The organism is Chryseobacterium sp. RU37D, from assembly GCF_900156075.1.
Taxonomy (GTDB): Bacteria; Bacteroidota; Bacteroidia; order Flavobacteriales; family Weeksellaceae; genus Chryseobacterium.
In genome coordinates this window covers 106,525-131,851 of sequence record NZ_FTMM01000003.1, presented here as the reverse complement: position 1 = coordinate 131,851, position 25,327 = coordinate 106,525, and the positions used below count along the sequence as shown (strand labels likewise).

General features: G+C 34.5%; 25 protein-coding genes and 1 tRNA gene. 18 read left to right on the top strand and 8 right to left on the bottom strand.

All coding sequences use genetic code 11. From position 1 onward, the window contains the following. Position 1: 1 nt before the first annotated feature. Positions 2 to 1,336: a tRNA lysidine(34) synthetase TilS gene (gene tilS, locus BW926_RS02410; RefSeq protein WP_076443837.1), complete on the bottom strand. Its 1,335-nt coding sequence runs from the start codon at positions 1,334 to 1,336 to the stop codon at positions 2 to 4. Positions 1,337 to 1,422: 86 nt separating this feature from the next. Here tilS and BW926_RS02405 point away from each other — a divergent pair, with 86 nt between their 5' ends. From BW926_RS02405 to BW926_RS02380, 6 genes are all read left to right on the top strand, one after another. Further along, positions 1,423 to 2,256, top strand: coding sequence for an OmpA family protein (locus BW926_RS02405; RefSeq protein WP_076443836.1), 834 nt, complete (start codon positions 1,423 to 1,425; stop codon positions 2,254 to 2,256). Between the two features lie 331 nt (positions 2,257 to 2,587). Then, on the top strand, positions 2,588 to 3,235 hold the full coding sequence (locus tag BW926_RS02400; RefSeq protein ID WP_076443834.1) for an O-methyltransferase: 648 nt from the start codon (positions 2,588 to 2,590) through the stop codon (positions 3,233 to 3,235). Between the two features lie 80 nt (positions 3,236 to 3,315). Then, entirely contained in the window at positions 3,316 to 4,032 is a 717-nt protein-coding gene (locus BW926_RS02395; RefSeq protein WP_076443832.1) for a C40 family peptidase, read from the top strand. A gap of 19 nt (positions 4,033 to 4,051) precedes the next feature. Beyond that, the gene (locus BW926_RS02390) at positions 4,052 to 4,519 is read left to right on the top strand and encodes a DUF1648 domain-containing protein (RefSeq protein WP_076443830.1); all 468 of its coding nucleotides are present in this window, start codon (positions 4,052 to 4,054) and stop codon (positions 4,517 to 4,519) included. After that, a complete protein-coding gene (locus BW926_RS02385; protein ID WP_076443828.1) occupies positions 4,516 to 4,854 on the top strand; it encodes a cupin domain-containing protein in 339 nt (112 codons plus the stop codon). Before BW926_RS02390 ends, BW926_RS02385 begins: the two co-directional genes overlap by 4 nt. 9 nt (positions 4,855 to 4,863) lie before the next feature. Beyond that, complete coding sequence (locus BW926_RS02380; RefSeq protein ID WP_076443826.1) at positions 4,864 to 6,093, top strand: 3-deoxy-D-manno-octulosonic acid transferase; 1,230 nt, start codon at positions 4,864 to 4,866, stop codon at positions 6,091 to 6,093. Here the strand turns inward: BW926_RS02380 and BW926_RS02375 are convergent. The 3 genes from BW926_RS02375 to BW926_RS02365 are packed head-to-tail and all read right to left on the bottom strand — an operon-like array spanning position 6,085 to position 8,469. Beyond that, positions 6,085 to 6,711: a deoxyuridine 5'-triphosphate nucleotidohydrolase gene (locus BW926_RS02375; RefSeq protein ID WP_076443824.1), complete on the bottom strand. Its 627-nt coding sequence runs from the start codon at positions 6,709 to 6,711 to the stop codon at positions 6,085 to 6,087. The two genes, BW926_RS02380 and BW926_RS02375, sit on opposite strands and share 9 nt — an antisense overlap. After that, complete coding sequence (locus BW926_RS02370; RefSeq protein ID WP_076443822.1) at positions 6,711 to 7,469, bottom strand: glycosyltransferase family 2 protein; 759 nt, start codon at positions 7,467 to 7,469, stop codon at positions 6,711 to 6,713. The genes BW926_RS02375 and BW926_RS02370 overlap by 1 nt, the downstream gene beginning before the upstream one ends. A gap of 22 nt (positions 7,470 to 7,491) precedes the next feature. Then, positions 7,492 to 8,469, bottom strand: coding sequence for an acyltransferase family protein (locus BW926_RS02365; RefSeq protein WP_179077973.1), 978 nt, complete (start codon positions 8,467 to 8,469; stop codon positions 7,492 to 7,494). 200 nt (positions 8,470 to 8,669) lie between these two features. Between BW926_RS02365 and BW926_RS02360 the strand changes: the two genes are divergently transcribed. The 11 genes from BW926_RS02360 (at position 8,670) to BW926_RS02310 (ending at position 19,354) form a co-directional block, all read left to right on the top strand. Then, the gene (locus BW926_RS02360) at positions 8,670 to 9,146 is read left to right on the top strand and encodes a lipocalin-like domain-containing protein (RefSeq protein WP_076443818.1); all 477 of its coding nucleotides are present in this window, start codon (positions 8,670 to 8,672) and stop codon (positions 9,144 to 9,146) included. Positions 9,147 to 9,313: 167 nt separating this feature from the next. Continuing rightward, complete coding sequence (locus BW926_RS02355; protein WP_076443816.1) at positions 9,314 to 12,349, top strand: leucine--tRNA ligase; 3,036 nt, start codon at positions 9,314 to 9,316, stop codon at positions 12,347 to 12,349. Positions 12,350 to 12,591: 242 nt separating this feature from the next. Further along, positions 12,592 to 13,455: a MotA/TolQ/ExbB proton channel family protein gene (locus tag BW926_RS02350; RefSeq protein WP_076443814.1), complete on the top strand. Its 864-nt coding sequence runs from the start codon at positions 12,592 to 12,594 to the stop codon at positions 13,453 to 13,455. Between the two features lie 60 nt (positions 13,456 to 13,515). Beyond that, the gene (locus tag BW926_RS02345) at positions 13,516 to 14,124 is read left to right on the top strand and encodes an ExbD/TolR family protein (protein ID WP_076443812.1); all 609 of its coding nucleotides are present in this window, start codon (positions 13,516 to 13,518) and stop codon (positions 14,122 to 14,124) included. Positions 14,125 to 14,136: 12 nt separating this feature from the next. Beyond that, positions 14,137 to 14,700 (top strand): ExbD/TolR family protein, encoded by a 564-nt coding sequence (locus tag BW926_RS02340; RefSeq protein ID WP_076443810.1) that lies wholly within the window; start codon positions 14,137 to 14,139, stop codon positions 14,698 to 14,700. A gap of 24 nt (positions 14,701 to 14,724) precedes the next feature. Further along, positions 14,725 to 15,567, top strand: a complete 843-nt coding sequence (locus BW926_RS02335) for an energy transducer TonB (RefSeq protein ID WP_076443808.1) — start codon at positions 14,725 to 14,727, stop codon at positions 15,565 to 15,567. 75 nt (positions 15,568 to 15,642) lie between these two features. After that, positions 15,643 to 15,840, top strand: coding sequence for a DUF308 domain-containing protein (locus BW926_RS02330; protein ID WP_179077972.1), 198 nt, complete (start codon positions 15,643 to 15,645; stop codon positions 15,838 to 15,840). Then, positions 15,830 to 16,702 carry a PstS family phosphate ABC transporter substrate-binding protein gene (locus tag BW926_RS02325; protein ID WP_076443806.1) on the top strand — a complete coding sequence of 291 codons (873 nt, stop codon included), beginning with the start codon at positions 15,830 to 15,832 and terminating at the stop codon, positions 16,700 to 16,702. The genes BW926_RS02330 and BW926_RS02325 overlap by 11 nt, the downstream gene beginning before the upstream one ends. An 89-nt stretch (positions 16,703 to 16,791) precedes the next feature. After that, a complete protein-coding gene (locus tag BW926_RS02320) occupies positions 16,792 to 18,444 on the top strand; it encodes a tetratricopeptide repeat protein (protein ID WP_076443804.1) in 1,653 nt (550 codons plus the stop codon). 80 nt (positions 18,445 to 18,524) lie between these two features. Then, positions 18,525 to 19,244 (top strand): bacillithiol biosynthesis deacetylase BshB1, encoded by a 720-nt coding sequence (bshB1, locus tag BW926_RS02315; protein WP_076443802.1) that lies wholly within the window; start codon positions 18,525 to 18,527, stop codon positions 19,242 to 19,244. Between the two features lie 36 nt (positions 19,245 to 19,280). Next, positions 19,281 to 19,354, top strand: a tRNA-His gene (locus tag BW926_RS02310). 65 nt (positions 19,355 to 19,419) lie between these two features. Here BW926_RS02310 and BW926_RS02305 read toward each other — a convergent pair. From BW926_RS02305 to BW926_RS02290, 4 genes are all read right to left on the bottom strand, one after another. Beyond that, positions 19,420 to 20,517 (bottom strand): hypothetical protein, encoded by a 1,098-nt coding sequence (locus BW926_RS02305; protein ID WP_076443800.1) that lies wholly within the window; start codon positions 20,515 to 20,517, stop codon positions 19,420 to 19,422. Between the two features lie 72 nt (positions 20,518 to 20,589). Beyond that, positions 20,590 to 21,966 carry a T9SS type A sorting domain-containing protein gene (locus BW926_RS02300; RefSeq protein WP_076443798.1) on the bottom strand — a complete coding sequence of 459 codons (1,377 nt, stop codon included), beginning with the start codon at positions 21,964 to 21,966 and terminating at the stop codon, positions 20,590 to 20,592. Positions 21,967 to 22,227: 261 nt separating this feature from the next. Further along, positions 22,228 to 22,563, bottom strand: coding sequence for a DUF3276 family protein (locus BW926_RS02295; protein ID WP_002976288.1), 336 nt, complete (start codon positions 22,561 to 22,563; stop codon positions 22,228 to 22,230). Positions 22,564 to 22,662: 99 nt separating this feature from the next. Then, on the bottom strand, positions 22,663 to 24,324 hold the full coding sequence (locus tag BW926_RS02290) for an ABC transporter ATP-binding protein (protein WP_076443796.1): 1,662 nt from the start codon (positions 24,322 to 24,324) through the stop codon (positions 22,663 to 22,665). A gap of 90 nt (positions 24,325 to 24,414) precedes the next feature. Here BW926_RS02290 and nusB point away from each other — a divergent pair, with 90 nt between their 5' ends. Next, positions 24,415 to 25,320 carry a transcription antitermination factor NusB gene (nusB, locus tag BW926_RS02285; protein ID WP_076443794.1) on the top strand — a complete coding sequence of 302 codons (906 nt, stop codon included), beginning with the start codon at positions 24,415 to 24,417 and terminating at the stop codon, positions 25,318 to 25,320. Positions 25,321 to 25,327 lie beyond the last annotated feature (7 nt).

Below are 25,327 nucleotides of genomic sequence, written 5' to 3'. Positions count from 1 at the left end.
TTCAGTTAAAAAATTTAAGTGTAAATTTTGTTTTTTCATTTTTCATTTGTGTTTTATCTTGCCTGTAAGGAATAATTCCCAACACTTTATTATTTCGGTCTGATAAAATCCAGATTTTTTGCCTCGCTAAAATAGATAATTTTTCGTCCCTAAAAAACTTCCCCACTTTCTTTTTCCCTGAAAACCCGGCAGGATAAAATTCATCTCCATCCTGATGTCTTCTCAAGCGCAGAGGAAACTGAAGTTTTTCAGCATCAAATTCCCATTCAAACTTATTATTGATTTCTTCAATGTCATTAATATAATCTTCGAGATTAAAAGCAATTTGGTTTTTTTGAAAGTCAAATTTTTCGATTAAAATAATCTCCTCAGCTTTTGTATCATTATTACTAAACCACCATCTTCCATCTTCCATCTTCCTTATCAAAATCAATTCATCATAATTAATGACCAATTGATATTCTTTTGAAAAAAAAGAACTACCGTTTTCAGATTTAAAAATTTTTATAATTTCTTCTTCCCGGTTAAAGCCATACTTTTTTAAAATCTCAAATTTCACAAAATCACTTTCCAGACTGAGCTTTTCTTTAGATAAAATTTTGTGGTACTTGTTAAATATTGTTAATTTACTTTCAATTTCAAGTATTTTTTTTTGAGTAAAATCTTTAGTTTGATTAATATAATAAATGCTTTTTTTGAAATTATCTAAAAAATTTTCGTTGACCTCTAATAGCTTTGGAACTACCTCAAGCCTGATTTTATTTCTTAAATAATCATTTTTGGTGTTAGAAATATCTTCGCGGTATTCAATCTGATTTTCTTTTGCAAATTCATAGATTTCGTCCTTAGTAAAAGGTAAAAAAGGCCTTAAAATATGATTGTCATTAGCCGGAATTCCACTCAATCCATTAATTCCGGATGCTTTGGAAAGGTTGATGATGAAGGTTTCCAGCTGATCATTAAGATGATGAGCCGTAACTAAAAACTCCAGATTTTCTCTGCTCTGAATTTGCTTAAAAAAAGCATATCTCAACTCCCTCGCCCAAAGCTGAACAGAGTTTTCTGGCTTTTGATCCTGCTCAGAAACTTTATATAAATGAAGCTTGATAGTATTTTTGCTGCAGAAATCCTCAACTGTTTTTTGGTCCAAATCAGAATCTTCACCCCTTAATCCATGATTAACATGAGCAATCTGAAAATGTAGCTGTAAGTCATTGAAACAATGTGCTAAAGCCATAGAATCTGCGCCTCCGCTCACCGCCAGAAGGTAGGTGTGGACTTCAGGATGAGGTGTCAGTTTTTCCAATCGATTTTTCAAGGTTGTTATTTTCAACATCTATGTTCGGAATTTCTTTTATGCAAAGATAATTCATATAAATCAATTCAATTTCCTACCTTTGGGTCGTCTAAAAATGATTATTTATGAAAATTTTTAAAATTTTGGCAGTTTCTGCAATGGTGTTGGGGATGACATCTTGCATCAGCAAAAAACAGTATGATGCATTGAGCTCAAATTACAAACAATGTATTGAAAATGTGGGTGAAAGACAAAGGGAAATACAGGATCTGAAATCTCAGAATTCTGCTTTAACGAGTGAGAATAATTTACTAAAAAGTCAACATGATGCTTTAAAATCTTCACTTGATGCTTGTTTATCAAATTCGGGGAAAAGTTCTGCAAATATTGATAAGTTGGTAGGAGAGATCAATGCTTCCAATTCTTATATCAAACAATTGATCTCAAGCAATGCTAAAAATGACAGTCTGAATCTGGCATTATCAAACAAGCTTAAAAGATCTCTGGATAATGTAGCAGACGATGATGTACAGGTGAAAGTATTGAAAGGAGTTGTAATGATTTCACTTTCAGATAAAATGCTGTACAAAACCGGAGATTACAATGTTCTGCCTGCTGCTCAGGAAGTGTTAGGAAAGGTAGCTAAAGTAATCAATGACTATGATAAATATTCAGTACTGATCGAGGGTAATACAGATAATGCTCCTTTAAATTCTGCGAATTTACCAAAAGACAACTGGGATCTTTCTGCATTGAGAGGTACGGCTGTTGCGAAAGTTCTACAGACTCAGTTTGGTGTAGATCCAGCTAGAATTACTGCAGGAGGACGATCAGAATACAATCCTAAAGAGACAAACATGAGCGTTTCCGGAAGAGCTGAAAACAGAAGAACGGAAATAATCATCATGCCTAAGCTTGATGAATTTATGAAGCTGATGGACATTGCACCAAAAAAATAATTAAAGCAATATTCAATCAATAAAAATAAGTCCCGAAGCTATTTCGGGATTTATTTTTTTAATCAAATTAATTCTTCTTTTTTCAATAAGGAAATAATTTTCTGAAAAATTGACTTGGATACTTCCGGCTTAGTTTTTTCAAAGGAAAATCTACCTTATCTTACGGTATTGTAGGTTTCTGATTTTCGTTGTTAATTTGATTTTCCTTTACATTCATTATTTCGTAGTATTTTTACCTTCTCTGCAAAGCTAGAGCTCTTACAGGAAAACTATCCGTATTTTTCCCAGAATGATTCTTTTTAAGTAAATTTGAATAACAAAAAATTGGAGAATGAGCTTTTTTGAAGAAATGAATCCTGAAATGGACAGGTATCTGGAAACACACGCTTCCTCGGAGCCTGAAATTCTGAAAAGACTGAGAAGGGAAACGTATCAAAAAACGACACAGCCGCATATGATTTCCGGATATCAGCAGGGGAGATTATTAACTATAATTTCTCAGATTATGCAGCCGAAAAATATTCTTGAAATTGGAACTTTTACAGGATATGCTACACTTTGTCTTACGGCAGGGATGGCAAAAGACGGAAAAATAACAACGCTGGATGTGAATGAAGAACTTGCTTATTTGCCTGAAAAATATTTTGCAGAAAGTGAATATTCAGCTCAGATTGATTTTAAACTTCAGGATGCAAAAGAGTTTTTAAGAGAAACCGATGAGATTTTTGATCTGGTTTTTATAGATGCTGATAAGGAAAATTACGCGGAATATTTCAGGTTGATCAAACCGAGAACGAAATCCGGTTCGGTAGTACTATTTGATAATGTATTATGGTACGGAAAGGTTTTGGAGGATAATCCAAAGCAGAAATCCACCTTAATCATTAAAGAGCTTAATGATTTCATCGCAAAAGATGATGATTTTGAAAATCTTATTTTACCTTTGCGGGACGGTGTCAACTTTCTTCGCAGAAAGTAAAATATTAAAGAGTTTAGAGATTGAAAAATTAGAAAAGCCTATTTCTTATTCATAAATCTCTTAATCACTAAATTAATACGATGAATAAAGGAATTTGTATTGTTACAGTAGCACCCGTACGTGCAGAAAATTCTGACAGGGCGGAAATCGTTACGGAAATATTGTTTGGTGAAAGTGCAGATATTTTGGAAATAAATAAAAATTGGACCAAAATAAAAATGCACTATGACGGCTATCAAGGGTGGATGGATACCAAGCAGATAAGACCTGTAACAGATGAAGAGCTGACAAAACGAAAAGTTACGGTGGTGACTGAAGATTTTTCTTCTGTTTTAATGAATGACGGGAAAACTTTACTTTCGATGGGATCGGAAGTTGAGTTTCCTGTAGTGGCTTCCAGAAGAAGCCATGATGTGCGTGAAAGTATTGCCCTGACAGCTAAAGAATTTTTGAATGTGCCGTATTTATGGGGAGGAAAAAGCTTTTTTGCTGTAGATTGCTCCGGATTTACGCAGCTGGTGTACAAAATTCATGAAATAAAACTACCGAGGGATGCTTCCCAGCAGGTTGAGGTGGGGGAATCGCTCACTTTTGTTGAAGAAAGCCGTCCTGGTGATCTTGCTTTTTTTGAAAATGATGAAGGAAAAATTGTTCATGTAGGAATTATGCTTGACAATCAGAGGATCATTCACGCATCTGGAAAAGTAAGAATTGACACACTGGATTCTACGGGTATTTTTAATAAAGAAATGAATAAGCATACTCATAAATTGAGGGTTATTAAAAATATACTTTAATTTTTAAAAATGATCTGAAATGGAAAATGTTTTTTTGACAATATTTGATATTTTTAATTTTGGATTGCTTATTTTTTTGTGGTGGTTTACTTTGAAAAATTATAATGCTCTACCCCAAACCATTCCTATTTATTTTGATTTTAAAGGGAAGGCTGATAATTTTGGAAGTAAAAAATATTCTTTTTTAATGCCTGTTATATTAACAGTTCTTTACTTGTTTCTGGTATTTGCCGTAAGACACCCGGAATCAGTGAATTATCCAATAGGAATTACCGAAAAGAACGAGGATTCGCAGTTTCTGATCATGAAAATTTTCATGCGGTGGCTTCTTATATTAGTAATGGGGATCTTTTTAAATATTCAGGATTATATGTTCAGATATTCTGTAGATGAATCAGCCAAACCGAGGGTTCCCTTGTCTACAGCAATCCTTTCGTTATTTGCCAGTTTAATTGTTGTATTCATTTTCGTAGGCATTTTCAAATGATTAAGTCTAAACATAATTCTGAGCATTATATCTGGGGAAACGTCTGCGACAGCTGGGTTCTGAAAGATTCTCAAAACCTTTCCGTTAAACAGGAAATGATGCCTGCCGGAACAGCGGAAAAACTTCATTTTCATGAAACTGCAGAACAGGTTTTTTATATTTTAGAAGGAGAGGCGGTATTTTATATTAATGAAAAAAAAAATTCAGTAAAAAAAGGAGAAAGTATTACTATTTTACCGAAATCAAAACATTATATTTCTAATGAATGTCAAAATAATTTGGAATTTTTGGTCATTTCAAGTCCGTCAACAAATAATGATAGAATAGAAGTTTAAACTAATAATATGGCTTTTCTTTACAACATATTTATCAATCTGCTCATCTTCGGGATGAAGGTTTTTTCATTGTTTAATGATAAAACTAAAAAAGGCGTTGAAGGAAGAAAGGGATCTTTGCAAAAAGTAAAGTCAGCCTTTTCACCGTCAGATAAAGTCATCTGGATGCATGCTGCAAGTCTCGGTGAATATGAGCAGGGCCTCCCTGTTCTGGAGCAGTTGAAAGAAAATTTTCCTGACCATAAGATTCTGGTAACGTTCTTTTCTCCCTCGGGGTATGAGAATGTAATTAAGAAGAAAAATATTGCAGATGTCATTTGTTATTTACCTTTCGATAAAAAGGTTTACATAAAGGAATTTATTTCTCAGTTTGATGCTCAACTATTTTTTACGGTGAAGTACGACTACTGGTATAATCTCTTGGGAGAGCTTAAAAATAAAGACATAAAAACCTACGTGATTTCAGCCTTGTTTTATGAAAGACAAACTTTTTTTACTTCCTATGGAAAATGGTTTGTAAAGCAGTTACAAAAAAACATCGACTGGTTTTTCCATCAGACAGATATGTCTTTTGCGCTGGCAAAGAGTGTTGGTCTTACGAAATCTTCCGTGACCGGAGATACACGATTTGACAGGGTAAAGCAATTAAGAACGAGAAATAATCATGTAGATTTTATTAAAGAATTTATTGGCGGCGAAAAGGCTGTAGTATTTGGCAGTTCCTGGCAGGCGGAAGAAAAAATTGCAGATGAGGTTTTGCAGGGTAGCCTTTATGCAAAGCTGATTATTGCACCCCATGATTTGAAAAGGGTTCATGCCTTGAAGCAAATTTTCCTGGATGCAATTTTATATAGTGAAATTAATGATTCAATGAAAAATTTTAAGTCAAGGATTTTGATTATTGACAACATTGGCCTGCTTTCAAAATTATATTCTTATGCCGATATTGCCGTAGTGGGCGGAGGTTTTCATGATGCGGGCTTACATAATATTCTGGAGGCGGCGACTTTCGGAGTTCCTGTGATTTTTGGAAATCATTATAAGAAAAATCCGGAAGCGGATGAGCTGATCTCTTCTGACGGTGGAAGATCTTTTGAAAATGCAGGTTTGGCAGCAGATTTTGTAATGTTTTTGATCAATAATGAAGAAACACTTCAAAATATGTCTGAAAATGCAGAAAAATTTGTTTCGGGGAAACCAAATTCGACGGATTTAATTATTAAGAAAATTTTATCGTAAAAATCCCTGGCTTTTTATTTCCTTTACAATAAGTTCGATATTTTCAGGAATATTTTCACTTCTCAGCCATGCAGGGTTTAAATGATTATTGATGCACAGCTTTTGCAGATAATGGTTTTTATTGATCTTAATCTCAACGGTTTTTAAATATTCATCAATTTCCATCCAATAATCTTCGTCAAGCTTTTTCGTAAGAATCAGAGCTTTAAAAATTTTATTAATGAGATAAAGATAAAGTTTGTAGACATTATCGAATCGTTGACGGCTAAGATCATTGTTATAATCTAAAATCTTATCAATCAGCAATAAATTCAGTGAAACCTCTCCGAATTTATCGGTTGTAATTTTTACATGCTCCGTAATTTCAGCACTGATTTTTCTGATGATTCCTAGGAAATATTTTTGATTTCCGATATATTTTGAAGCCAGCAGCACTTTTTCCTGAACATTTTCTTCCATTGCATCACGCTTGTCATCAGTTGTTTCCTGATCGATTAATTCGAAATACAGTTTTTTGGATAGAAGCTTGTCTTTTTTCAGTAATCTGAAAATAAGGCGGTCTTTCTCTACGCTGGAGAAGGCGCTCAGTGCAGCTTTAAACTCTTTTGAATATTCCACTAATTAAAAATCTTAGAATATTTCAGGAATCCGTTTAAAGCCCAGTTTGCCGTGTAATACAGGGATTTTAATATGGAAAACCCCATGAAATCTTTATACACCAGATATTGGTCTTTGATAATATTTTTCTTCTTTCTCGAAACACTGTTTTGACGCATCCTGTATTTGGCAAGTGTTTTTCTTAAAGGATAGCCTTTCGGGATTTTTTTCAACAGATTCAGCCACATGACATGGTCTTCACGCTTGCTTTTTACAGGAAAGAAAAACTTTCCGACTCTTTTCGTATCATAAATAGTAGATACAGGAGCCAGTCTGCAGGTTTTAAGCAAATTAGAAAAAGTAACGACAGTATCCGCTTCAAAATCTTTCAGGATGGGTTCCATGGTATGCTCATCACACCTTGAATAGTTACAGTAAGCCAGTTCCGCATGATTTTCCTGCATAAAAGTGATCATTGTTTCCAGATATTCAGGATACCAGTAATCATCAGAATCCAGAAAAGCGATGTATCTTCCTTCTGCCCTCTCAAGGCTTTTATTGCGGGCATTTCCGGCACCTCCGTTTTGTTCGAGAACCTGAAGCTTTATCCTTGGATCATTGTATCTTTTTATAATTTCTACGGTATTATCTTTAGAACGGTCGTCGGAAATAAGCCATTCCCAGTTTTCATAGCTTTGGTTCAGGACAGATTGTATCGTTTCCTCGATAAATTCAGCGGAGTTGTAAGATGGTGTAATGATGGAAACCAGGTCTTTCATTCTGTGGGTTAATTAATTAAAATTATAAAAATCTTTTTTCATAAAAATGCCATGAGCTTACACCGACAGCAATTACAACCAGCATACAGATAAATGCCATCAAAAATGGGTTGTAATCTTCGAACAGCCCTAATGTGGTAAATGTTCTGATGATAGGAAAGTGGAAGATGTAAATTCCGTAGGTGAAATCCCCGTATTTCCCGAAATTATTTAAAAATTTGAATGAGTAGGCAATATAAAGTACAATAATACCAATCATCACCGGTGAAAATAAAATGATTCCAGTAAATAAATCAATCCAAACTGTAAGAATTGCAATAATGAAAAGGATTTTTTTATGCTTAATAAATTGATCAAAATTAAAATAAATCAGCATTCCCGGAATAAAATAAGATAATGTTCCCGGAAGTTGTTTCGCCACGGAAATTTTTCCCAAAGATTCAAAATAATTAAGGTAAACAAGCGAAAGGAAATACAAAATAATCAAGCTGATATTCCTGTATTTGTTATTTTTCCCGAAAAGTAAAAACAGCAGCGGGACACAAAAATAATAGCTCATTTCTATTTTTAAAGTCCATAAAGCCCCGTTTACAGCCTGATTTCCGAAAACGCCGGGAAGCCATGGGGCTTTGAAGTTTAAAAATATAGAATTCCAGAAAAGATATTTGTAAACCTGTGTATTACTGAAATATTCGGTGAAGGAAAGCTTACTGACAAGACTTAGCAGAACGGCGCACAGAAAAACAACCAGCAGGTAAGCCGGAACGATCCTCCTGATCCTCTTTTTGAAATAGCTTTTTAAACTAGAAGATCTTTCGTAGCTTCTTGCAATAAGAAAACCGCTGACAATGAAGAATCCGAAAACTGCAATTTCGATTGGGCTGTACTCAAGAAATTTAAGTTCCGGAGAAACACTTAAAGCTCCCAGATGTCCTAGGAAAACGATAAAGGCCAGGAGAACACGTAAAAAGTCAAAATTGTTTTTCGTTATGTCTTGCATTTGCATTGTTTTGTGCAAAAATAGTTTTTTTCCTAGAATATGAGGATTACTCAGGGGGTTCAATATTTATTAAAAATGAGTGATATTGGGCATTATCACTTTTATATTTTTGAAAATTTGAAAGTTTTTGATAATTCTTCACAAAAAATTATTAATTAAATCAAAAAAATTATAATTTTAGCGCTTGAAAAATTTGATACATGAAGAAATTAGCTTTATTATTTGCAGGTTTGTCATTATTTGTAGCTACCGGATGTAATAACGACGACGAGACAGTGCATGAAGTGCCTCTTACGGGTGTATGGCAGCCTATCAAAGAAGTACACACTTTAGTTCCTGTGGGTGGAAGTCCTGTTTCAGACGAGATTACTTATACTACTTGTCAGAAAGATTCCAGATGGAGATTCAATACAGAAACTGCAGGAAAAGTAACCTGGTGGCGAGATTCAGCTTTGAATCCTGGTAGTTGTGAAATCGATGAAGACCATAACTTCACATATACATATGACAAAGGGACTAAGGCTATTCAAATAAAATATCAGGGAATTGTAGAACCGGATAAAGGAAAAGTAACAAAACTCGACGATACTACCTTGAACCTTACTATTGAAGATACCACAGATCCTACAGAATACCAATCTGTTACATATACAATGAAAAGAGTCGTTCAGCAATAATCGAAATTTTTCATCCACAATACAAGGGTCTCATCTTCGGATGGGATTTTTTTGTTTTTAAATTAAAATTAAATTCCATTTCTTTTAAAATCATTATTTTTGTGAATCTTGATTTTGGAATAAATAACTCTAATATCTAGAATCTAACATCTAATATCTATAATAAAGTGTTTTACGATCATCAGCAGATAGAAAAAAAGTGGCAGAAATACTGGGAAGACAATCAAACATATAAGACTTCCAATAACACAGACAAACCGAAATTTTATGTTCTCGATATGTTTCCGTATCCATCAGGAGCAGGGCTTCACGTAGGTCACCCGCTGGGATATATTGCTTCCGACATTTACGCGAGATACAAAAGACATCAGGGTTTTAATGTTCTTCATCCGGTTGGATATGACAGTTTCGGCCTTCCTGCTGAACAGTATGCAATCCAGACAGGGCAACACCCTGCAATTACAACTGAGCAAAACATTACAAGATATGAAGATCAGTTAAGAAAAATCGGCTTTTCATTCGACTGGAGCAGGGAAGTAAGAACTTCCAACCCCTCTTATTATAAATGGACACAATGGATTTTCATTGAATTGTTCCATTCATGGTATAATAAAAATACAGATAAGGCAGAATCTATTTCTACCTTAATCAAGCATTTTGAAGAAAAAGGAACGGAAGGATTAAATGCCAACCAGAACGACGAATTACATTTCATGGCAGAAGAATGGAGAGAAGCTTCTGAAATGGATAAAGAAGATATTCTTTTGAATTACCGTTTAGCCTACAGAGCAGAAACTACAGTTAACTGGTGTCCGGCTTTAGGAACAGTTTTAGCAAACGATGAAGTAAAAGACGGCAAATCTGAAAGAGGAGGATTCCCTGTTTTTCAAAAGAAAATGATGCAGTGGAGTATGAGAATTTCTGCTTACTCTGAAAGATTATTACAAGGTCTTAAAACTTTGGACTGGCCGCAGCCTTTGAAAGATTCCCAGGAATACTGGATCGGGAAATCTCAGGGAGCTCAGGTGAAATTTAGTGTGGAAGGTCATAATGAGATAGTTGAAGTCTTTACAACAAGACCTGATACTATTTTCGGGGCAACTTTTATGGTATTGGCTCCGGAAAATCCTTTGGTGGATACAATTACTACAGCCGAGCAAAAAGCTGAGGTTAATACTTATATTGAAGAAACTTCCAAAAAGTCCGAAAGAGACAGAATGGCTGACGTGAAGAACGTTTCAGGTGCTTTCACAGGGAGCTATGCTTTGAATCCTTTCAGTGGTGAGAGAATGCCGATCTACATTTCAGATTATGTTTTGATGGGTTACGGAACAGGGGCTGTAATGGCTGTTCCTGCGCACGATGAGCGTGATCACAGATTTGCAAAGAAGTTTAATCTTGAAATTAAAAAAGTAGTTGAGACCGACGAAAACGTTCAGGAAGCCTCTTTTGATTCTAAAGATTCAGTTTGTGTAAATTCTGATTTTTTGAATGGCTTACATTATAATGATGCGAAAGCAGCGATCATTGCAGCTATTGAGAAAAAAGGAATCGGCCACGGAACAACGAACTACAGACAACGCGACGCGATTTTCTCAAGACAAAGATATTGGGGAGAGCCGGTTCCTATATATTATAAGAGTGGAATGCCTTACACGTTGCCAAACTCTGCATTGCCTTTGGAACTTCCTGAAGTTGAAAAATATTTGCCAACGGAAGATGGAGATCCGCCATTAGGAAATGCGAAAACTTTTGCTTGGGACGAAGCAAACCAAAAAGTGGTGGATACCAATTTAATTGATGAAAAAACGGTTTTCCCGTTAGAATTATCTACCATGCCGGGTTGGGCAGGAAGTTCTTGGTATTTCCTAAGATATATGGATCCGGATGATGATGAGGTTTTTGTTAAAAAAGAATTGGCTGACTACTGGGGACAGGTAGATCTATATATCGGTGGGAGCGAGCACGCAACTGGTCACTTATTATACTCCCGTTTCTGGAATATGTTCTTAAAGGATAGAGGATATATCAATCAGGATGAGCCCTTCCAAAAGTTGATTAATCAGGGGATGATTTTGGGGATGAGTGCTTTGGTTTCAAGATTCACCTTCAAAGACGACTTTAAGAATTTTATTTCAAAAGTTGAAAATCGACCATCTATAATAGATAGGATTTTGAATAATGAAGTTTATATATCCAGAAGCTATCAGTTTGGTCAGGAATGGTATGAACAGATAAAAGATGGAACTTTAGTTAATGATAAACTAAAAGAAGTTGTTGATTTTATTTCTCAATATGAAGATGCTTTTCCAAAAGAAAAACTTTTTGGATTAGAAATTTTAGATCATGGCAGGAACCCGCTTCCTTTCGATAGAACTCAAAATATTCATGTTGATATTTCTTTATTAAAAGGAACAACAGATGAATTAGATATAGAGAAATTCAAAGCTTGGAGACCAGATTATGCAGATGCAGAATTTATTTTGGAAGACGGAAAATATATCACCGATCGTGAAGTAGAAAAAATGTCCAAGTCAAAATATAATGTGGTAAACCCTGACGACATCTGTAATGAATACGGAGCAGACGGTTTAAGGTTGTATGAAATGTTCTTAGGTCCATTAGAACAATCGAAGCCTTGGAACACCCAAGGCTTAAGCGGAGTGTATGGTTTTCTTAAAAAATTCTGGAATCTATATTTTGATGGAGATGCTTTCTCAGTCTCTGATGAAGAACCTACAAAAGCAGAGTATAAAGTTTTGCATACATTAATAAAGAAGGTGGTTTATGATATCGAAAACTTCTCTTTCAATACTACGGTATCCTCATTTATGATTGCTGTAAATGAATTACAAAAAATAAAATCTAACAAACGCAATATTTTAGAACCTCTTGCCGTTATCATTTCTCCGTATGCGCCACACATCTGCGAAGAGCTTTGGAGCCTGCTTGGTTACGAGGAATCTATCGAGTTCGAAAAATTCCCAATATTGAATGAAGATTATCTTGTAGAAGATGAAATTGAATATCCGGTAAGTATAAATGGAAAAATGAAGTTTAAAATATCCCTATCTGCCCAGCTTTCTGCCAAAGAAGTGGAAGATTTGGTAATTCAGGACGAAAAAATACAGCAAATTCTGGAAGGAAAAGCACCCAAAAAAATCATTGTAGTGCCTCACAGAATTGTGAATATTGTAATTTAAAAAAAAATTAACATTGGCAATTTTAAAAAAATGGAGGTTTAATTTTTTTGATTTTTTAACGTAAATGTTAAATTTAAGGATTATTGCCAAAAAAAGAGAAAATAATTATAATATCGAAAGTGTATTAAAATTTCTTTGTCAAAAAAAAGGCAAATGTTTAATTAAGACTCTTGCATTTTAATTTTTTTTGCCTTTAATTTACAAACTGTAAAAATTTTTAAAACAATATAATTTAGTTAAATATGGAAATGAATGTTTCAAAAAATGATGAGCAAGTAGTTGCTAGAAAGGCAGGAGGTCTTAACCCGGCTTTAATTATTCCTATTCTTTTCGCAATAGGGGTTTGTATTTATTTATTCGTTCTTGGTAACCCAGGGAATTTCAAAGACGCAGAAAAACTGGGAAGTGGATCTGTTGCTTTCTCAAGTGTTGAAGGAAAAGACATTCACCCAGAATCGTTTTTGGGAATTATCTACAAAGGAGGGGTAATCGTACCTATCTTGATTACTTTCATGATCACGGTAATCGTTTTCTCTTTCGAAAGATATTTCGTTCTTAGCAAAGCTGCTGGAAAAGGTAACCTAGACAACTTCGTAGTACAAGTAAGAAGCTTACTAAACCAAAACAAAATTGATGAAGCTTTAGAAGAGTGCGACAGACAGCAGGGTTCTGTGGGTAATGTAGTAAAAGAAGGTCTTACTACTTACAAAGCTTTGTCTCACGATACTACGCTAAATAAAGAGCAAAAAATGGTTGCGCTTAACAAAGCAATCGAAGAAGCTACAACTCTTGAGATGCCAATGTTAGAGAAAAACATGATGATCCTTTCTACTTTAGGTACTGTTGCAACATTAGTAGCACTTTTAGGTACTGTAATCGGGATGATCAAGGCGTTCTTTGCATTAGGTTCTGGAGGTGGTACTCCTGACGCGGCTGCACTTTCTACAGGTATCTCTGAAGCCTTGATTAACACGGCATTGGGTATCGGTACTTCAGCGATCGCTATCATCCTTTATAACTTCTTTACTTCTAAAATCGACGGATTGACTTATAAGATCGATGAGATCGCAATGAGTATCCAGCAGTCTTTCGCTGAATTCAACTAAGAATTAGCAAGGAATTTGTATACAAGTAAAAAGAAGTTTAATTAAAAATCATTAATAATAATGGCGAGAGTCAAACCTAAAAGACATGGTGTAGTGACGGATATGACGGCAATGTGTGACGTCGCGTTCCTACTACTTACGTTCTTTATCTTGACCACTCAGTTTAAAAAACCTGACGTGGAGCAGATCAAACCGCCATCTTCAATATCAGAGAAGTTACTTCCTGATGCAAGTTTGATGACCATCAACGCTACTCCGGACGGGAAATTCTATTTCCAGCCAGTAGTAAATGCATCTGAAAGATTACAGCTTTTAGACAATATGGGTAAAAAGTACGGTGTTACTTTTGACAACAATGAAAAAGCTGCATTCCAGAAAGTACAGGCAATTGGGGTTCCTATGAACCAGTTAAAAAGCTATCTTGATTTGCCAGATGACGAGCAGAAGAATTTCAAGAGTCCTACAGGGATTCCTATGGATAGTACAAATAAGCAATTAGTAGATTGGGTAGAACAGAGTTTAAAAGTAAATCCTGATTACAAATTAGCAATCAAAGGTGACGTTACTACGAAGTATCCAAAAGTTAAAAGCTTATTTGAAGGTTTAAGAGATATTGATTTTCTTAAATTTTGGTTGATTACATCACAAGAAGGTAAACCTAACGAATAATATCGATTAGAAATGGCAGAAGTACAAGTACAGGAAAAGGGCGCCAAAGGCGGCAAGGTACGTTCCAAGAAACAGAGTACCAGAGTTGATATGACTCCGATGGTGGACTTGGGTTTTCTATTGATTACCTTCTTTATGTTCACAACCACATTCTCTAAACCGAATGTAATGGATTTGGGTCTTCCGGCAAAACCGAAAGATAAAGACAAAAAACCACCTCCAACAGAAATTAAACTTTCTAACTCTATATCTTTATTATTAGGTAAAGACAATAAGATTTTCTGGCACCAGCAAGACAATACATCTCTGACTGATCAGAATCTTAACGAAACTACCTTCGACAGAGAAGGAGTTAGGAAAATAATTGAGCAGGCAAAAGCAAATGCGGCTGATAAATCTAAGTTTACTGTGATTATCAAACCCACTGACGATGCTGTATATAAAAACTTTGTGGATATTCTTGATGAAATGGCAATTACAAAGAGCGAACAGTACGGGGTTACTGATGTTAAGCCTTGGGAAAAAGCCATTTATGACAGAAAAGTAGGTAACTCAGGAACACCGGCTACAAAGTAATTTAAACCATAAAATTGTAAATCTATGGCAAATGAAAATGCATACGATCCAAGTCTTACACTAGACGAGATTGTATTTGAAAATAGAAACAAGGAATATGGTGCATACGATCTAAGACATCAGTATCCAAAACTATTGACAAAGTCTTTCATTGTTGGAACAGCATTATTCCTTATCGCGGCATTATCTCCATTCATTTATCTTACCATTAAGAGGCTTACTGAACCACCTAAGCAGGAAGTAAAGGCAGATTTAGTAGAGATTCTTCAGGAAGATAAAATTATCGAGCAGCCAAAAGAAGAAGAACCACCCCCACCACCACCTCCTCCAAAAGAGGAAGAGAAAATTGAAATTATTCAAAACGTGGTTCCTGAGCCGGTAAAGGCTCCGAAAATTGAAACGCCACCACCGCCAATTTCTAAGCAATTGGAAACTACTACAGGTTTGGTGAATCAGGAAGGTGTAAAAGCTCCGGCTTATACCCCACCACCACCACCACCGTCTACAGGTACTAAGGCAACAACTGTTGAAGTTAAGCCACAGGTTACCAATGACGTTTACGAATCTGTAGACCAGGCAGCTGACTTCAGTGCAGGGGGGCTTAATGGGTTCAGATCTAAATTTACAGATAATTTTGATAACTCATCGGTAGAAGGCGAAGGTACATTAAGTACTGAAATTACCTTTGTTGTTGAAAGAGATGGTACATTAAGCCAGGTTAAGGCTACTGGACCAAACTCAGATATGAACAGAGAAGCTGAAAGAACTGTTAAGAGTATAAAAATTAAATGGAATCCGGGTAAAGTAAACGGCCAGCCGGTTCGTTCAAGATTCCGTTTCCCTGTTAAGATGAACTTTGAAGGATAATATTATCTTTAAATAATAGTTAAAAAAAGAGAGGCTTATGCCTCTCTTTTTTATTTTTTTTGGTATTTTTGTTATATGATGTTCAATTGGTTATCCCTTATCACGGGATTGTTTTATATCGTTCTGGGAATTGTAGTTATTTTCTACAAATTCTTTTTCACCATTCTGGAGCCGGTAGTTGCTTACGCATTGGGAGCACTTCTGATTCTTTATGGCATTTTCAGAATTTACAGGGCGATTTCAAGAATAAAAAATTCAAAAAATGAAGAATAGTGTTACATTCATAATACTATTTTTTCTTAGTATTATCACAATAAGCTGTAAGAATGAGGATAAATCACCGTCTTATCACAAAGGTGAAATGATAATTCTTACCGATGAATCATTTAAAAGTGTTACGGAGGCTTTAGCAGAAGGATATATGATTAATTATCCTGAAACGAAAATTAAAGTAGCTACGAAAAAAGAAGACTTAGGCTTTTTAGATTTGTTGAATGACAAAGCAAGAATAGTCGTTATGTCAAGAAACCTGACACCCGAAGAGATTAAAACGTACGAAGACAGGGTCGATTTGAAGTTTTTACCGGCAAGGTTTGCAGCGGATGCAGTAGTCTTTGTCGTACCCAAAGATTCTCCGAAAGAAAGTATTTCAATGGAAGAAATTGCACAGGGAATGCAATCTGATAATAAACAGTTTATTTTTGATGGAGCCAATTCAAGTAACTTGAATTTTGTTGCACAAAAGCTTAAGAAACAGCCGAAAGATTTAAAATTTTCTGTTATTCCCGGAAGTAAAAATATTATAGAAGAATTAAATAAATATCCCGATAAAATTGGAGTTATCGGCCTTAATACGTTCAGCAGACCTTATGATAAAGAGTCTGAAAAGTTAAGAAATATGGTGAAAATTCTTACGATTCAAAATAAAGGAAAATTATATAATACCGATTCCGAAAACCTTCGTAAAATGAATTACCCGTTTACCAGGGTTCTTTATTTCCTTACTAATGAAGGAAACTTTAATATAGCAAATGGATTTATAAGATATTCATGTACACAGCTAGGGCAGATGATCGTTCAAAAAGAAGGCCTGCAACCTTATAATTTGTACAGAAGAGAAGTTCAAATGCGTTAAAAAATATTAAATTAACATTATCCATCAAATAATTACACTATTTTGGTCTGAAAATTGTGTATGAATTATCTCAATTTAGAATTATAATAATGAAAGATATAATGAATATGAATGTAAAGAAGATTGCTTTTGGAGCAGCAGTGGTGTTTTTTACCAATTTTGCCTTTGCACAAACCGTACAAGACGGTATAAACAGTATCGATAGTGATAAATTTGCTCAAGCAAAAACTAATTTTACGAATATGATTGCTGCGGCACCTAAAGCTGAAAACTATTTCTATCTAGGAAATACATTTTTAAAGCAAGGTGAGCCGGATTTCGCAGCGGCAACAGACAACTTCAATAAAGGTCTTGCTGCAGACAGTAAAAATTATTTAAATAAAATCGGATTAGCTGCCGTAAAGCTTGGAAAAGGTGATAAAAGTGCCATCGCTGAAATCCAGAAAGTTGTAACTGATTCAAAGGAGAAAGATGCTGAAGTATTATTCAGAGCGGCTGAAGCTTTAACTTTATTTGAAAAAAATAACTCTCCTGACTTAGCTATTGACTATTTGAATAAAGCTATCGAAAGAGCTTCTAAAAAAGAAGTTCCTGCACACTACTATTATACATTAGGAGATGCTTACAGATTGAAAAGAATGCCTGGTGATGCGATGACGGCATATGAAAAAGCTTTACCTTTAGCTAAAAATAAAGCATCGGTATATACTAGAATCGGATCTTTATGGATGGCTGCACAGCAATGGCAGCAAGCAAAAACCAATATTGAAAAGGCAATTGCTACAGATCAGTCTTATGCACCGGCTTATAAAGTAATGGCTGCCTATGATATCAGATACCAGCAGAATGCAAAAGCAACTCAGGACCTTATCAACTATACAAAATATGCTGATGAGGACCCTTACACTCAATTAGAAATTTCTAAGCTTTATTTTACTAATGAAGATTATGCAAATTCTAAGCAGGTTTTAGATAAAATCTTTGATAAAATCAATGATCCAATTAAGTTTAAATTAAGAGCTTATCAGGCATACGGAGAAGGAAAATATGCGGAAGCTAAACAAAATATGGATACTTTCCTTTCTCAGGCAGATAAATTAAGAGTACAGCCTGCAGACCAGGGTCTTCAGGGATTGATCGCAGCAGGTTTAGCTAAAACTGAAACTGATGCTACTAAAAAAACAGCTTTAACTACAGAAGCTCAGCAAAAAATTGCTATAGCAAAGGCAGCTAAAGATGAAACAATGAAATGGGATATGGAATTAGCTAAAATCGCTGGTGGAGGAGTGGCTTCCCAAGCAGATGTGGATGCTGGTCCTACTAACCCTACAATCGAAGGTCTAAAACAAAAAGTAGCTGCGAAGGCGGATGATACAGATTCATTATTTAAATTAGCAACTGCTTATCAGGATGCTAAAAACTGGAAAGGTGCTATCCAAACCTGGCAGAAAATGAATACGCTTCTTCCGGATTGGGCCCCTGGATATTATAGTTTAGGATATTCTTACCAGCAGGCCGGAAATAATGATGCAGCAAAAATTGCTTACGAAAAATTCATCAGTACCATAAAACCCACAGAACAGGAAGCTAACAAGCAGACATTGGCTTATGCTTATTTTGCAGTAGCCTATATGAGCAAAGATTCTGATTTGGCTAAAGCTAAAGATTATGTGGCAAAATCTGTTCAATTGGATCCTAATTATCAAGATGCTGTAAAATTAAATACAGAGATTAACAAATAATTTAAAATTTAAATTATATATTATAGCTTCCCAATTGTAATGTTTGGGAAGTTTTTATTTTAAATATTATATTTGCAGGCATGAAAACAGATATACTTGCTTTTGGAGCGCATCCTGATGATGTAGAATTAGGTTGCGGCGGTACAATCGCTAAAATGGTTTCCGAAGGGAAAATATGTGCTATTGTTGATCTTACAAAAGGTGAACTGGGGACACGTGGAACTGATGAAACAAGAAAGGTGGAAGCTGCAGATTCTGCAAAAATTTTAGGTGTAGTGGCAAGAGAAAACCTTGGAATGAAGGATGGATTTTTGGAAAATTCTGAAGAATATCAAATGAGGATCGTAAAAATGATCCGCAAATACAGACCGGAAATCGTCTTGGCCAATGCAATTGATGATAGGCATCCGGATCATGCAAAAGGAGCAAAATTAGTATCGGATGCATGCTTTTTAGCCGGATTAAGAAAAATAGAAACTGTTTTGGAAGGTGAAAATCAAGGGGTTTGGAGACCGAAACATATTTTCCATTATATACAATGGAAAGATATAAAACCGGAATTTGTAATTGATATATCAAAGCATCTACACACAAAAATTGAAGCTTGTATGGCTTTCAAAACCCAGTTTTATGACCCGACTTCTAAAGAACCGGAAACTCCCATTACCACGAAAGACTTTTATGAAAGCCTGACTTACCGTGCCCAGGATTTAGGCCGGTTATCGGGAGTGACTTATGCTGAGGGATTTACGTCTGAGAAGTTGATTGCGATGAAAAATTTTAACGGAATAGTTTGGTAGTTAAAAATTCTTTGCTATATTTGCAAACGCAAAACGGTGGTTGTAGCTCAGTTGGTTAGAGCGTTAGATTGTGGTCCTAAAGGTCGCCGGTTCGATCCCGGTCATCCACCCAGATTAAAAAAACCCGCTTATTTAAGCGGGTTTTTTTGTTTTTAATTTAGAATATTCTAAATTTTTAATTTGTTTTAAAATTTATTCTTTTAACAATATTTTTTGTGTAAGATTTTTTCATTGAAGTAGTTTCAAATGACCTTATAAGGCCATTACCGGAAGGATCGGAAACATATTTCTTGAAAATTAATGTATATTTTTTTTCTGTCCACAGTTTATCAGGTACAAAATACCATTCTTTATCAGTTGATCCAGGAAGAAGTTTTCCTTCAACACTTATGTCAGTTTTGTATATATTTATAGATATTCCGTCAAGAATAGAATAAAGATCCATAGGCTTATCAAAAACTATTTTCAGTTTTTCCTGAGTATTTTTCTTTGGTGTATTAGTTTTATTTTGTAGGATTTGTGGGCAGCTGGTTGTTGGTTCAATAATTTCAAATTCTTTTATAAAGGGTTTTACTTTTGAGTTTTTGTGTAATGGCTGTACTTTGTCGGTAATCTCCAAATAATACCTTTTTCCTACATAAAAAATGTCACCTAAATTTTCATAATATGAAATCCCGCTTTTTACTCTTCCGGGATGGATCATCAGCATTAATATCTTATTGGTGATCCATCTGCTTTTATTTAGCCAGACATGAGGTACGATGTCTTTATTTTCATTGTATAAATTAACATATCTGAAGGCAGATTCATCCTCTAGCATTGGTTCTGAAAATTCAACATAAAAAGTGAGTATATTCCTAGAGATTTTATTACTTCGGGGAAATACTTCTTTTACTACGACATTATTGCTAATGCTAAGATTAATGGGTGGGGTTCTATATAAACTTTTTACAGTATCGGATTTATAATAAAAGTGAGCATTAAATGAAAGGCCGTCTTCCAATTCGAACTGAGGTTCAAAAAATATTGTATCTTTTATTTTGGAATAAGTGCCTAGGAGTGGCGTTTGAGATTCCTTTCCTTCCTGAATCATAAAGACCTTTAACAGGTCTGAGGGTTGTTTATTATCTTCGGATACAGGGAATACTTTAAATAAAGGTCTATTAGGTTTTTTCGCACCAATATATATTTGCTGTGAATGACTGAAATTATACGAAAAGATAAAAAAAAGTATAAACAAATACTTTAGATTAACTATTGTTATTCTTTTCATAATTAAAATTTTTACATTAAAGAATAATGTGCGGATTTTGTCCGCACATTATTTAGAAGATTGTTTATTAAATTATTTTTTTATGAAAGATTTAGAACCCAGACTTACCCCTTTATTACTAAATTTTAACAGGTAATTTCCTGTCTGTAAATCTGAAATTGAAATTTTCTTGTTGTTGGGATCAAGAGTTTGTTTCCTGATAAGCTTTCCATCATAGCTATAAATTGAGGTTTCAGTATCTTTATACAGCTTATCATCATAGAAAATAGTTAAGACATCTGATGCTGGATTTGGAGATATCTCAAATTTGAAATTTTTAGCATCTTGTTCTTCAACATTTAAAGCAGCAGTACAAACGCTAAGCTTTCCTAATGTTTGGTAATCTGCAGACAATGTAAGGAGCTCACAAGGTGAGTAATAAGCCATTGAAGAGAAATTACCAGGGAAACTCATCATTTCTTCTGCAGTAAGATTTGGATTTACGGCGCCGTTAAAATCTCTCAGCTCAACTGCATTACTATTATAGGTATTATTGGTAAATGGAGTTCCGTCAAGAAATTTTTTTCCGATTCTGTAAATTGTACTATTCCAGCCATTATTGTGCAGGTCTAATAGATAGGCTTCGTTTCCGTTATTGATAGGAATTGTTTTTACTGAGAAATCAGACACTACATCAAATGATTCTCGTACTGTAAACAGACCTGAATTATCAGTGAGCGAAGATACAGTTTCCGAATAACCTGGCGCGCAAGTTGTAGTACCACATAAGAATTCAGTATTATTAATTTTTATATAATTCAACTTTTCTAATGGAGCATTTGTGATATATATATTTCCCCAGTTAGATTTAAACATAGTGGTTGATCGCTTTGTAATTGTAGCATTGTTAGTAAAGGGAGCGGTAATGTAGCCAAGCTCTCCATTCAAAGTACTATGGTTACTTGATACGAAAAGTTTATTACCACCCCAGGCTATATCCTGGAAAGAACAATTTGCAGCAGTAAAGTTTAATGTGCAATATGGCATTGTATTAAAGTTCAGGGCTGTAATCGTATTTCCTGCATTGGTAAGTTTTACAAAATAGGGTGTTGCATTGGCCATAGCCATTACATATACAGCATTGGAAATAGGATTCACCTCAATGTTTTTTATATTAGAAATAGTTTGTCCAATCGCAGCTTCTATTCTTGTTTTTACATTGTTAGAACTAGTCGGGATAGTGTTAGCAGCTTTGTCTGCGGGATTATTGTCGTTTACATCTACAATGAATACCTTGCCGGTGGCATTATTTGTAGCAACCAACGCCACACTATTTCCATTGCTGATGAGCTTAAAATCGTTGATTGTCCCAGAAGTAATCATGTTTCCTGTCTGAGGAGATACCATTAATGAATTTTGGGCAAAGCAGAATGCAGATGCCAGAAGAAAAGGGAGTAATTTTTTTTCCATGTATATATATATATTTAAAATGTTTATATCATATTTAATTATAAAATTTATTTTAAATTTTGGTAACAATTCTAGTAATTATTTTTTTAAAAAATGCATAATTCGTAATAAAAATTATATGCATAGCATATAAATGTAAAATGACTATAAAGACATTTACTTTTGTAAACCATTTATCAAGAATAAGGAAAAGTGAATTTTTTGGAAATAAAAAAAAGCATCTTTTTCCAGATGCTTGTGTTTTTAATGTTATTAAAATATTTAAACTTCGTCGTCAGAATCTATCGTGTAAGATCTGCTTTTAAAGTCTTTATCATGCTTTTCAGATATTACATCCTCACCCTTTTCGTTAATGATGAAATCTGTTGATTCATTAAACATCTCTTGAAAACTTTTAAAATCCTCCTTATAAAGGTAAATTTTATGCTTCTCGAATGTAGCTTCCCCATTCTCACCAAAGTTCTTTTTACTTTCGGTAATCGTAAGATAATAATCTCCTGCTTTCGTCTCACGCACATCAAAGAAATAAGTTCTTCTTCCTGCTTTTAACACCTTCGTGAAAATTTCATTTTCATGGCGTTCCTTGTATTCACTCATTGTTAGATATTTTTTAATCTTGTTGAGAACAAATATAAAAGTTTTCTTTTAATAACAAAATTTTTTTTATGATTTATTTAACATTTCTGAATGAATCTGCTATGCAGTTGTGGAATTGGCAATTTCCGTGAGGTTAATAATTTTATCAGCTCTCTGCGCGCTAGACTCTCTGTGTGTGATGATTATGGATGTTGCATTGATGATTTTTCCATCGATATTTTCCAGAATATTCTGTTCGGTTTCGGTGTCTAGAGCCGACAATGAATCATCAAAAATAATGATTTTAGGTTTTTTAATTAATGCTCTTGCAATACATATTCTTTGCTTCTGGCCCCCGGAAAGCATCACTCCTCGTTCACCAACCATGGTATTATACTTATCTTTAAACTCTACAATATTCTTATCAACGTCGGCAATTTTTGCATATTCCACTACTTTTTCATGGGTAGGATTATCGATGGCAAAACCAATATTATTTTCAATAGAGTCTGAAAAAAGATAGCTTTCCTGTGGGATATATCCGATAAAGTTTCTGTAGTTTTCTAAGTTGTGCTCCCTTAAGTTTTTACCATCAACTAAAATTTCCCCGTCTGTAGGATCGATCAACCGACACAAGAGTAAAGCGATAGTAGATTTTCCGCTTCCGGTTTTACCCATGATCGCCAGGGATTCTCCTGTATTTACTTTAAAGCTTACATTCTCTAAAGCTTTTATTCCGGTATTGGGATATACATAAGAAACGTTTCTAAATTCAATATCTCCTTTGATTTCATAAGTATCAAAATTGGTATTAATAATTTCACTTTTTTTATCCATGAATTCGTTGATCCTCTGCATGGAAGCTTCCGCTCTCTGATTAACAGAAGTTACCCAACCCACCATTGAAAAAGGGAAAATCAAGGTATTAATATACATGAAAAAATCAGCAATTTTACCAATGCTTAATTCTCCTGCAATATATTTTTCACCTCCGATCCATATAATGGCAACGTTTAATAACCCGATTACAAATAAAATAATAGTAAAGAAATATGCTTCAGTTTTTGCTAAATCTAGGGCCTTGTTCTGATAATCGGTTACTTTAGCTCCATAATTTTTTTTGATATATTTTTCTCTTGCGAAAAATTTCACCACACGGATTCCGGAAAAACTGTCCTGCACAAAAGTTGAAATCGCAGACTGGCTTTTCTGCATGATTTTCGATTTCTGATTAATGATTGAGCTTACCTTATAGATGGCATATGACAGAATCGGAAGTGGCAGCAATGTCCAGAGCGTCATTGAAACGTCCGTTTTTATCATATAAATAGCTGTGATCAAAACAAGAACAATCAAGTTGGCCACATACATTACTCCGGGCCCCAAGTACATTCTTACCGCAACCACATCTTCACTCAATCTGTTCATTAAATCTCCGATAGTGGTCAGCTTATAATCCGTTAAAGATAAATCCTGATAATGTCTGTAGATTTTATTTTTCAGTTCATATTCAATTCTTCTTGATGCTACGATAATGGTTTGGCGCATCATAAAAGTGAAAAATCCGGTAAGTAATGAACATCCGACAATAATAGCAACGTAGATCAGAACCTGCTGGTTGAAGCCCAGGTTCCCATTTTTGGTAAGCTCATCAACAGATTTTCCTACAAACTGTACTTTATATATATTGAAAAAATTACTGGCAATGATAAATAATACACCCCAAAATAGAAATATTTTGTGTTTCCAAAAATAGGGGTTTAGAGTTTTTAACGCTTTCATAAACTTTTACAAAATTACGAAAATGTCACAACATTACGAATTTCATCAATTTTAAATTTTGTATCTTTGCACCCATAAAAAGCTCTTTGAATGTTAGGAAGACGACAAATCCGTGAAAAAGTAGTACAGACTGTGTATTCTTATTACCAGAATCCTCTTAAATTTGATGTATTAGAGAAAAATATGTTTACCGGAATAGAGAAAATCTATTTTCTTTATATCTATCAGCTTAATTTTTTAGTGGCGCTTAAAATGCTGGCAGAACACCAAATTGAGATCGGTAAAAATAAATATATCAAAACCGATGCTGATATTAATCCTAACCAAAAATTTATCAATAATCAAGTTTTAATCAAGCTGGAAGAGAATCCTGAGAGATTGTTTTTCACAGGCCAGCATAAGCAGTTGAAATGGGATCTTCACGATGACCTTTTGGTAAAGACTTTCCAGAGAATCACTGCAGGAAAACGTTATCAGGATTTTATGAAGGAAGAGGGATTTTCTTTTGAGGATGATCAGAAATTCATCGGGAAATTGTTTTTAAGGTATATTGCCGAAAATGACGATTTCCACGATTATCTTGGTGATAAGGAACTTTCATGGTATGATGATATTCACATCGCCAATTCAATGGTTCAGAAAACAATTGGTTTCCTGAAAGAAGATGAAGAAAGCAGGACTTTAATTAAAATGATTAAAGATGAAGATGATAAAGAATTTGCCAGTAAATTGCTGAGAGATACTTTAAACAACTGGGAAACTAATGAAAAAAAACTGGAAGAAAGACTCGAAAACTGGGATCTGGAAAGGGTTTCTTTAATGGATAAAGTAATTTTATCAACTGCTATTTCGGAGCTTGATAATTTTCCTTTTACTCCTTCAAGAGTCATTATTAATGAATATATCGAAATTGCAAAAGTGTTTGCTACAGACCGTTCGAATATCTTCATTAATGGGATTTTGGATAAATATTGTAAAGATTTAAACAGAATATAATTTAATC

Coding starts and splice junctions, on each gene's coding strand:
- tilS (WP_076443837.1), bottom strand. CDS start 1,336: ATGTTGAAAATAACAACCTTGAAAAATCGATTGGAAAAACTGACACCT.
- BW926_RS02405 (WP_076443836.1), top strand. CDS start 1,423: ATGAAAATTTTTAAAATTTTGGCAGTTTCTGCAATGGTGTTGGGGATG.
- BW926_RS02400 (WP_076443834.1), top strand. CDS start 2,588: ATGAGCTTTTTTGAAGAAATGAATCCTGAAATGGACAGGTATCTGGAA.
- BW926_RS02395 (WP_076443832.1), top strand. CDS start 3,316: ATGAATAAAGGAATTTGTATTGTTACAGTAGCACCCGTACGTGCAGAA.
- BW926_RS02390 (WP_076443830.1), top strand. CDS start 4,052: ATGGAAAATGTTTTTTTGACAATATTTGATATTTTTAATTTTGGATTG.
- BW926_RS02385 (WP_076443828.1), top strand. CDS start 4,516: ATGATTAAGTCTAAACATAATTCTGAGCATTATATCTGGGGAAACGTC.
- BW926_RS02380 (WP_076443826.1), top strand. CDS start 4,864: ATGGCTTTTCTTTACAACATATTTATCAATCTGCTCATCTTCGGGATG.
- BW926_RS02370 (WP_076443822.1), bottom strand. CDS start 7,469: ATGAAAGACCTGGTTTCCATCATTACACCATCTTACAACTCCGCTGAA.
- BW926_RS02365 (WP_179077973.1), bottom strand. CDS start 8,469: ATGCAAGACATAACGAAAAACAATTTTGACTTTTTACGTGTTCTCCTG.
- BW926_RS02360 (WP_076443818.1), top strand. CDS start 8,670: ATGAAGAAATTAGCTTTATTATTTGCAGGTTTGTCATTATTTGTAGCT.
- BW926_RS02350 (WP_076443814.1), top strand. CDS start 12,592: ATGGAAATGAATGTTTCAAAAAATGATGAGCAAGTAGTTGCTAGAAAG.
- BW926_RS02345 (WP_076443812.1), top strand. CDS start 13,516: ATGGCGAGAGTCAAACCTAAAAGACATGGTGTAGTGACGGATATGACG.
- BW926_RS02340 (WP_076443810.1), top strand. CDS start 14,137: ATGGCAGAAGTACAAGTACAGGAAAAGGGCGCCAAAGGCGGCAAGGTA.
- BW926_RS02335 (WP_076443808.1), top strand. CDS start 14,725: ATGGCAAATGAAAATGCATACGATCCAAGTCTTACACTAGACGAGATT.
- BW926_RS02330 (WP_179077972.1), top strand. CDS start 15,643: ATGATGTTCAATTGGTTATCCCTTATCACGGGATTGTTTTATATCGTT.
- BW926_RS02325 (WP_076443806.1), top strand. CDS start 15,830: ATGAAGAATAGTGTTACATTCATAATACTATTTTTTCTTAGTATTATC.
- BW926_RS02320 (WP_076443804.1), top strand. CDS start 16,792: ATGAAAGATATAATGAATATGAATGTAAAGAAGATTGCTTTTGGAGCA.
- bshB1 (WP_076443802.1), top strand. CDS start 18,525: ATGAAAACAGATATACTTGCTTTTGGAGCGCATCCTGATGATGTAGAA.
- BW926_RS02305 (WP_076443800.1), bottom strand. CDS start 20,517: ATGAAAAGAATAACAATAGTTAATCTAAAGTATTTGTTTATACTTTTT.
- BW926_RS02300 (WP_076443798.1), bottom strand. CDS start 21,966: ATGGAAAAAAAATTACTCCCTTTTCTTCTGGCATCTGCATTCTGCTTT.
- BW926_RS02295 (WP_002976288.1), bottom strand. CDS start 22,563: ATGAGTGAATACAAGGAACGCCATGAAAATGAAATTTTCACGAAGGTG.
- BW926_RS02290 (WP_076443796.1), bottom strand. CDS start 24,324: ATGAAAGCGTTAAAAACTCTAAACCCCTATTTTTGGAAACACAAAATA.
- nusB (WP_076443794.1), top strand. CDS start 24,415: ATGTTAGGAAGACGACAAATCCGTGAAAAAGTAGTACAGACTGTGTAT.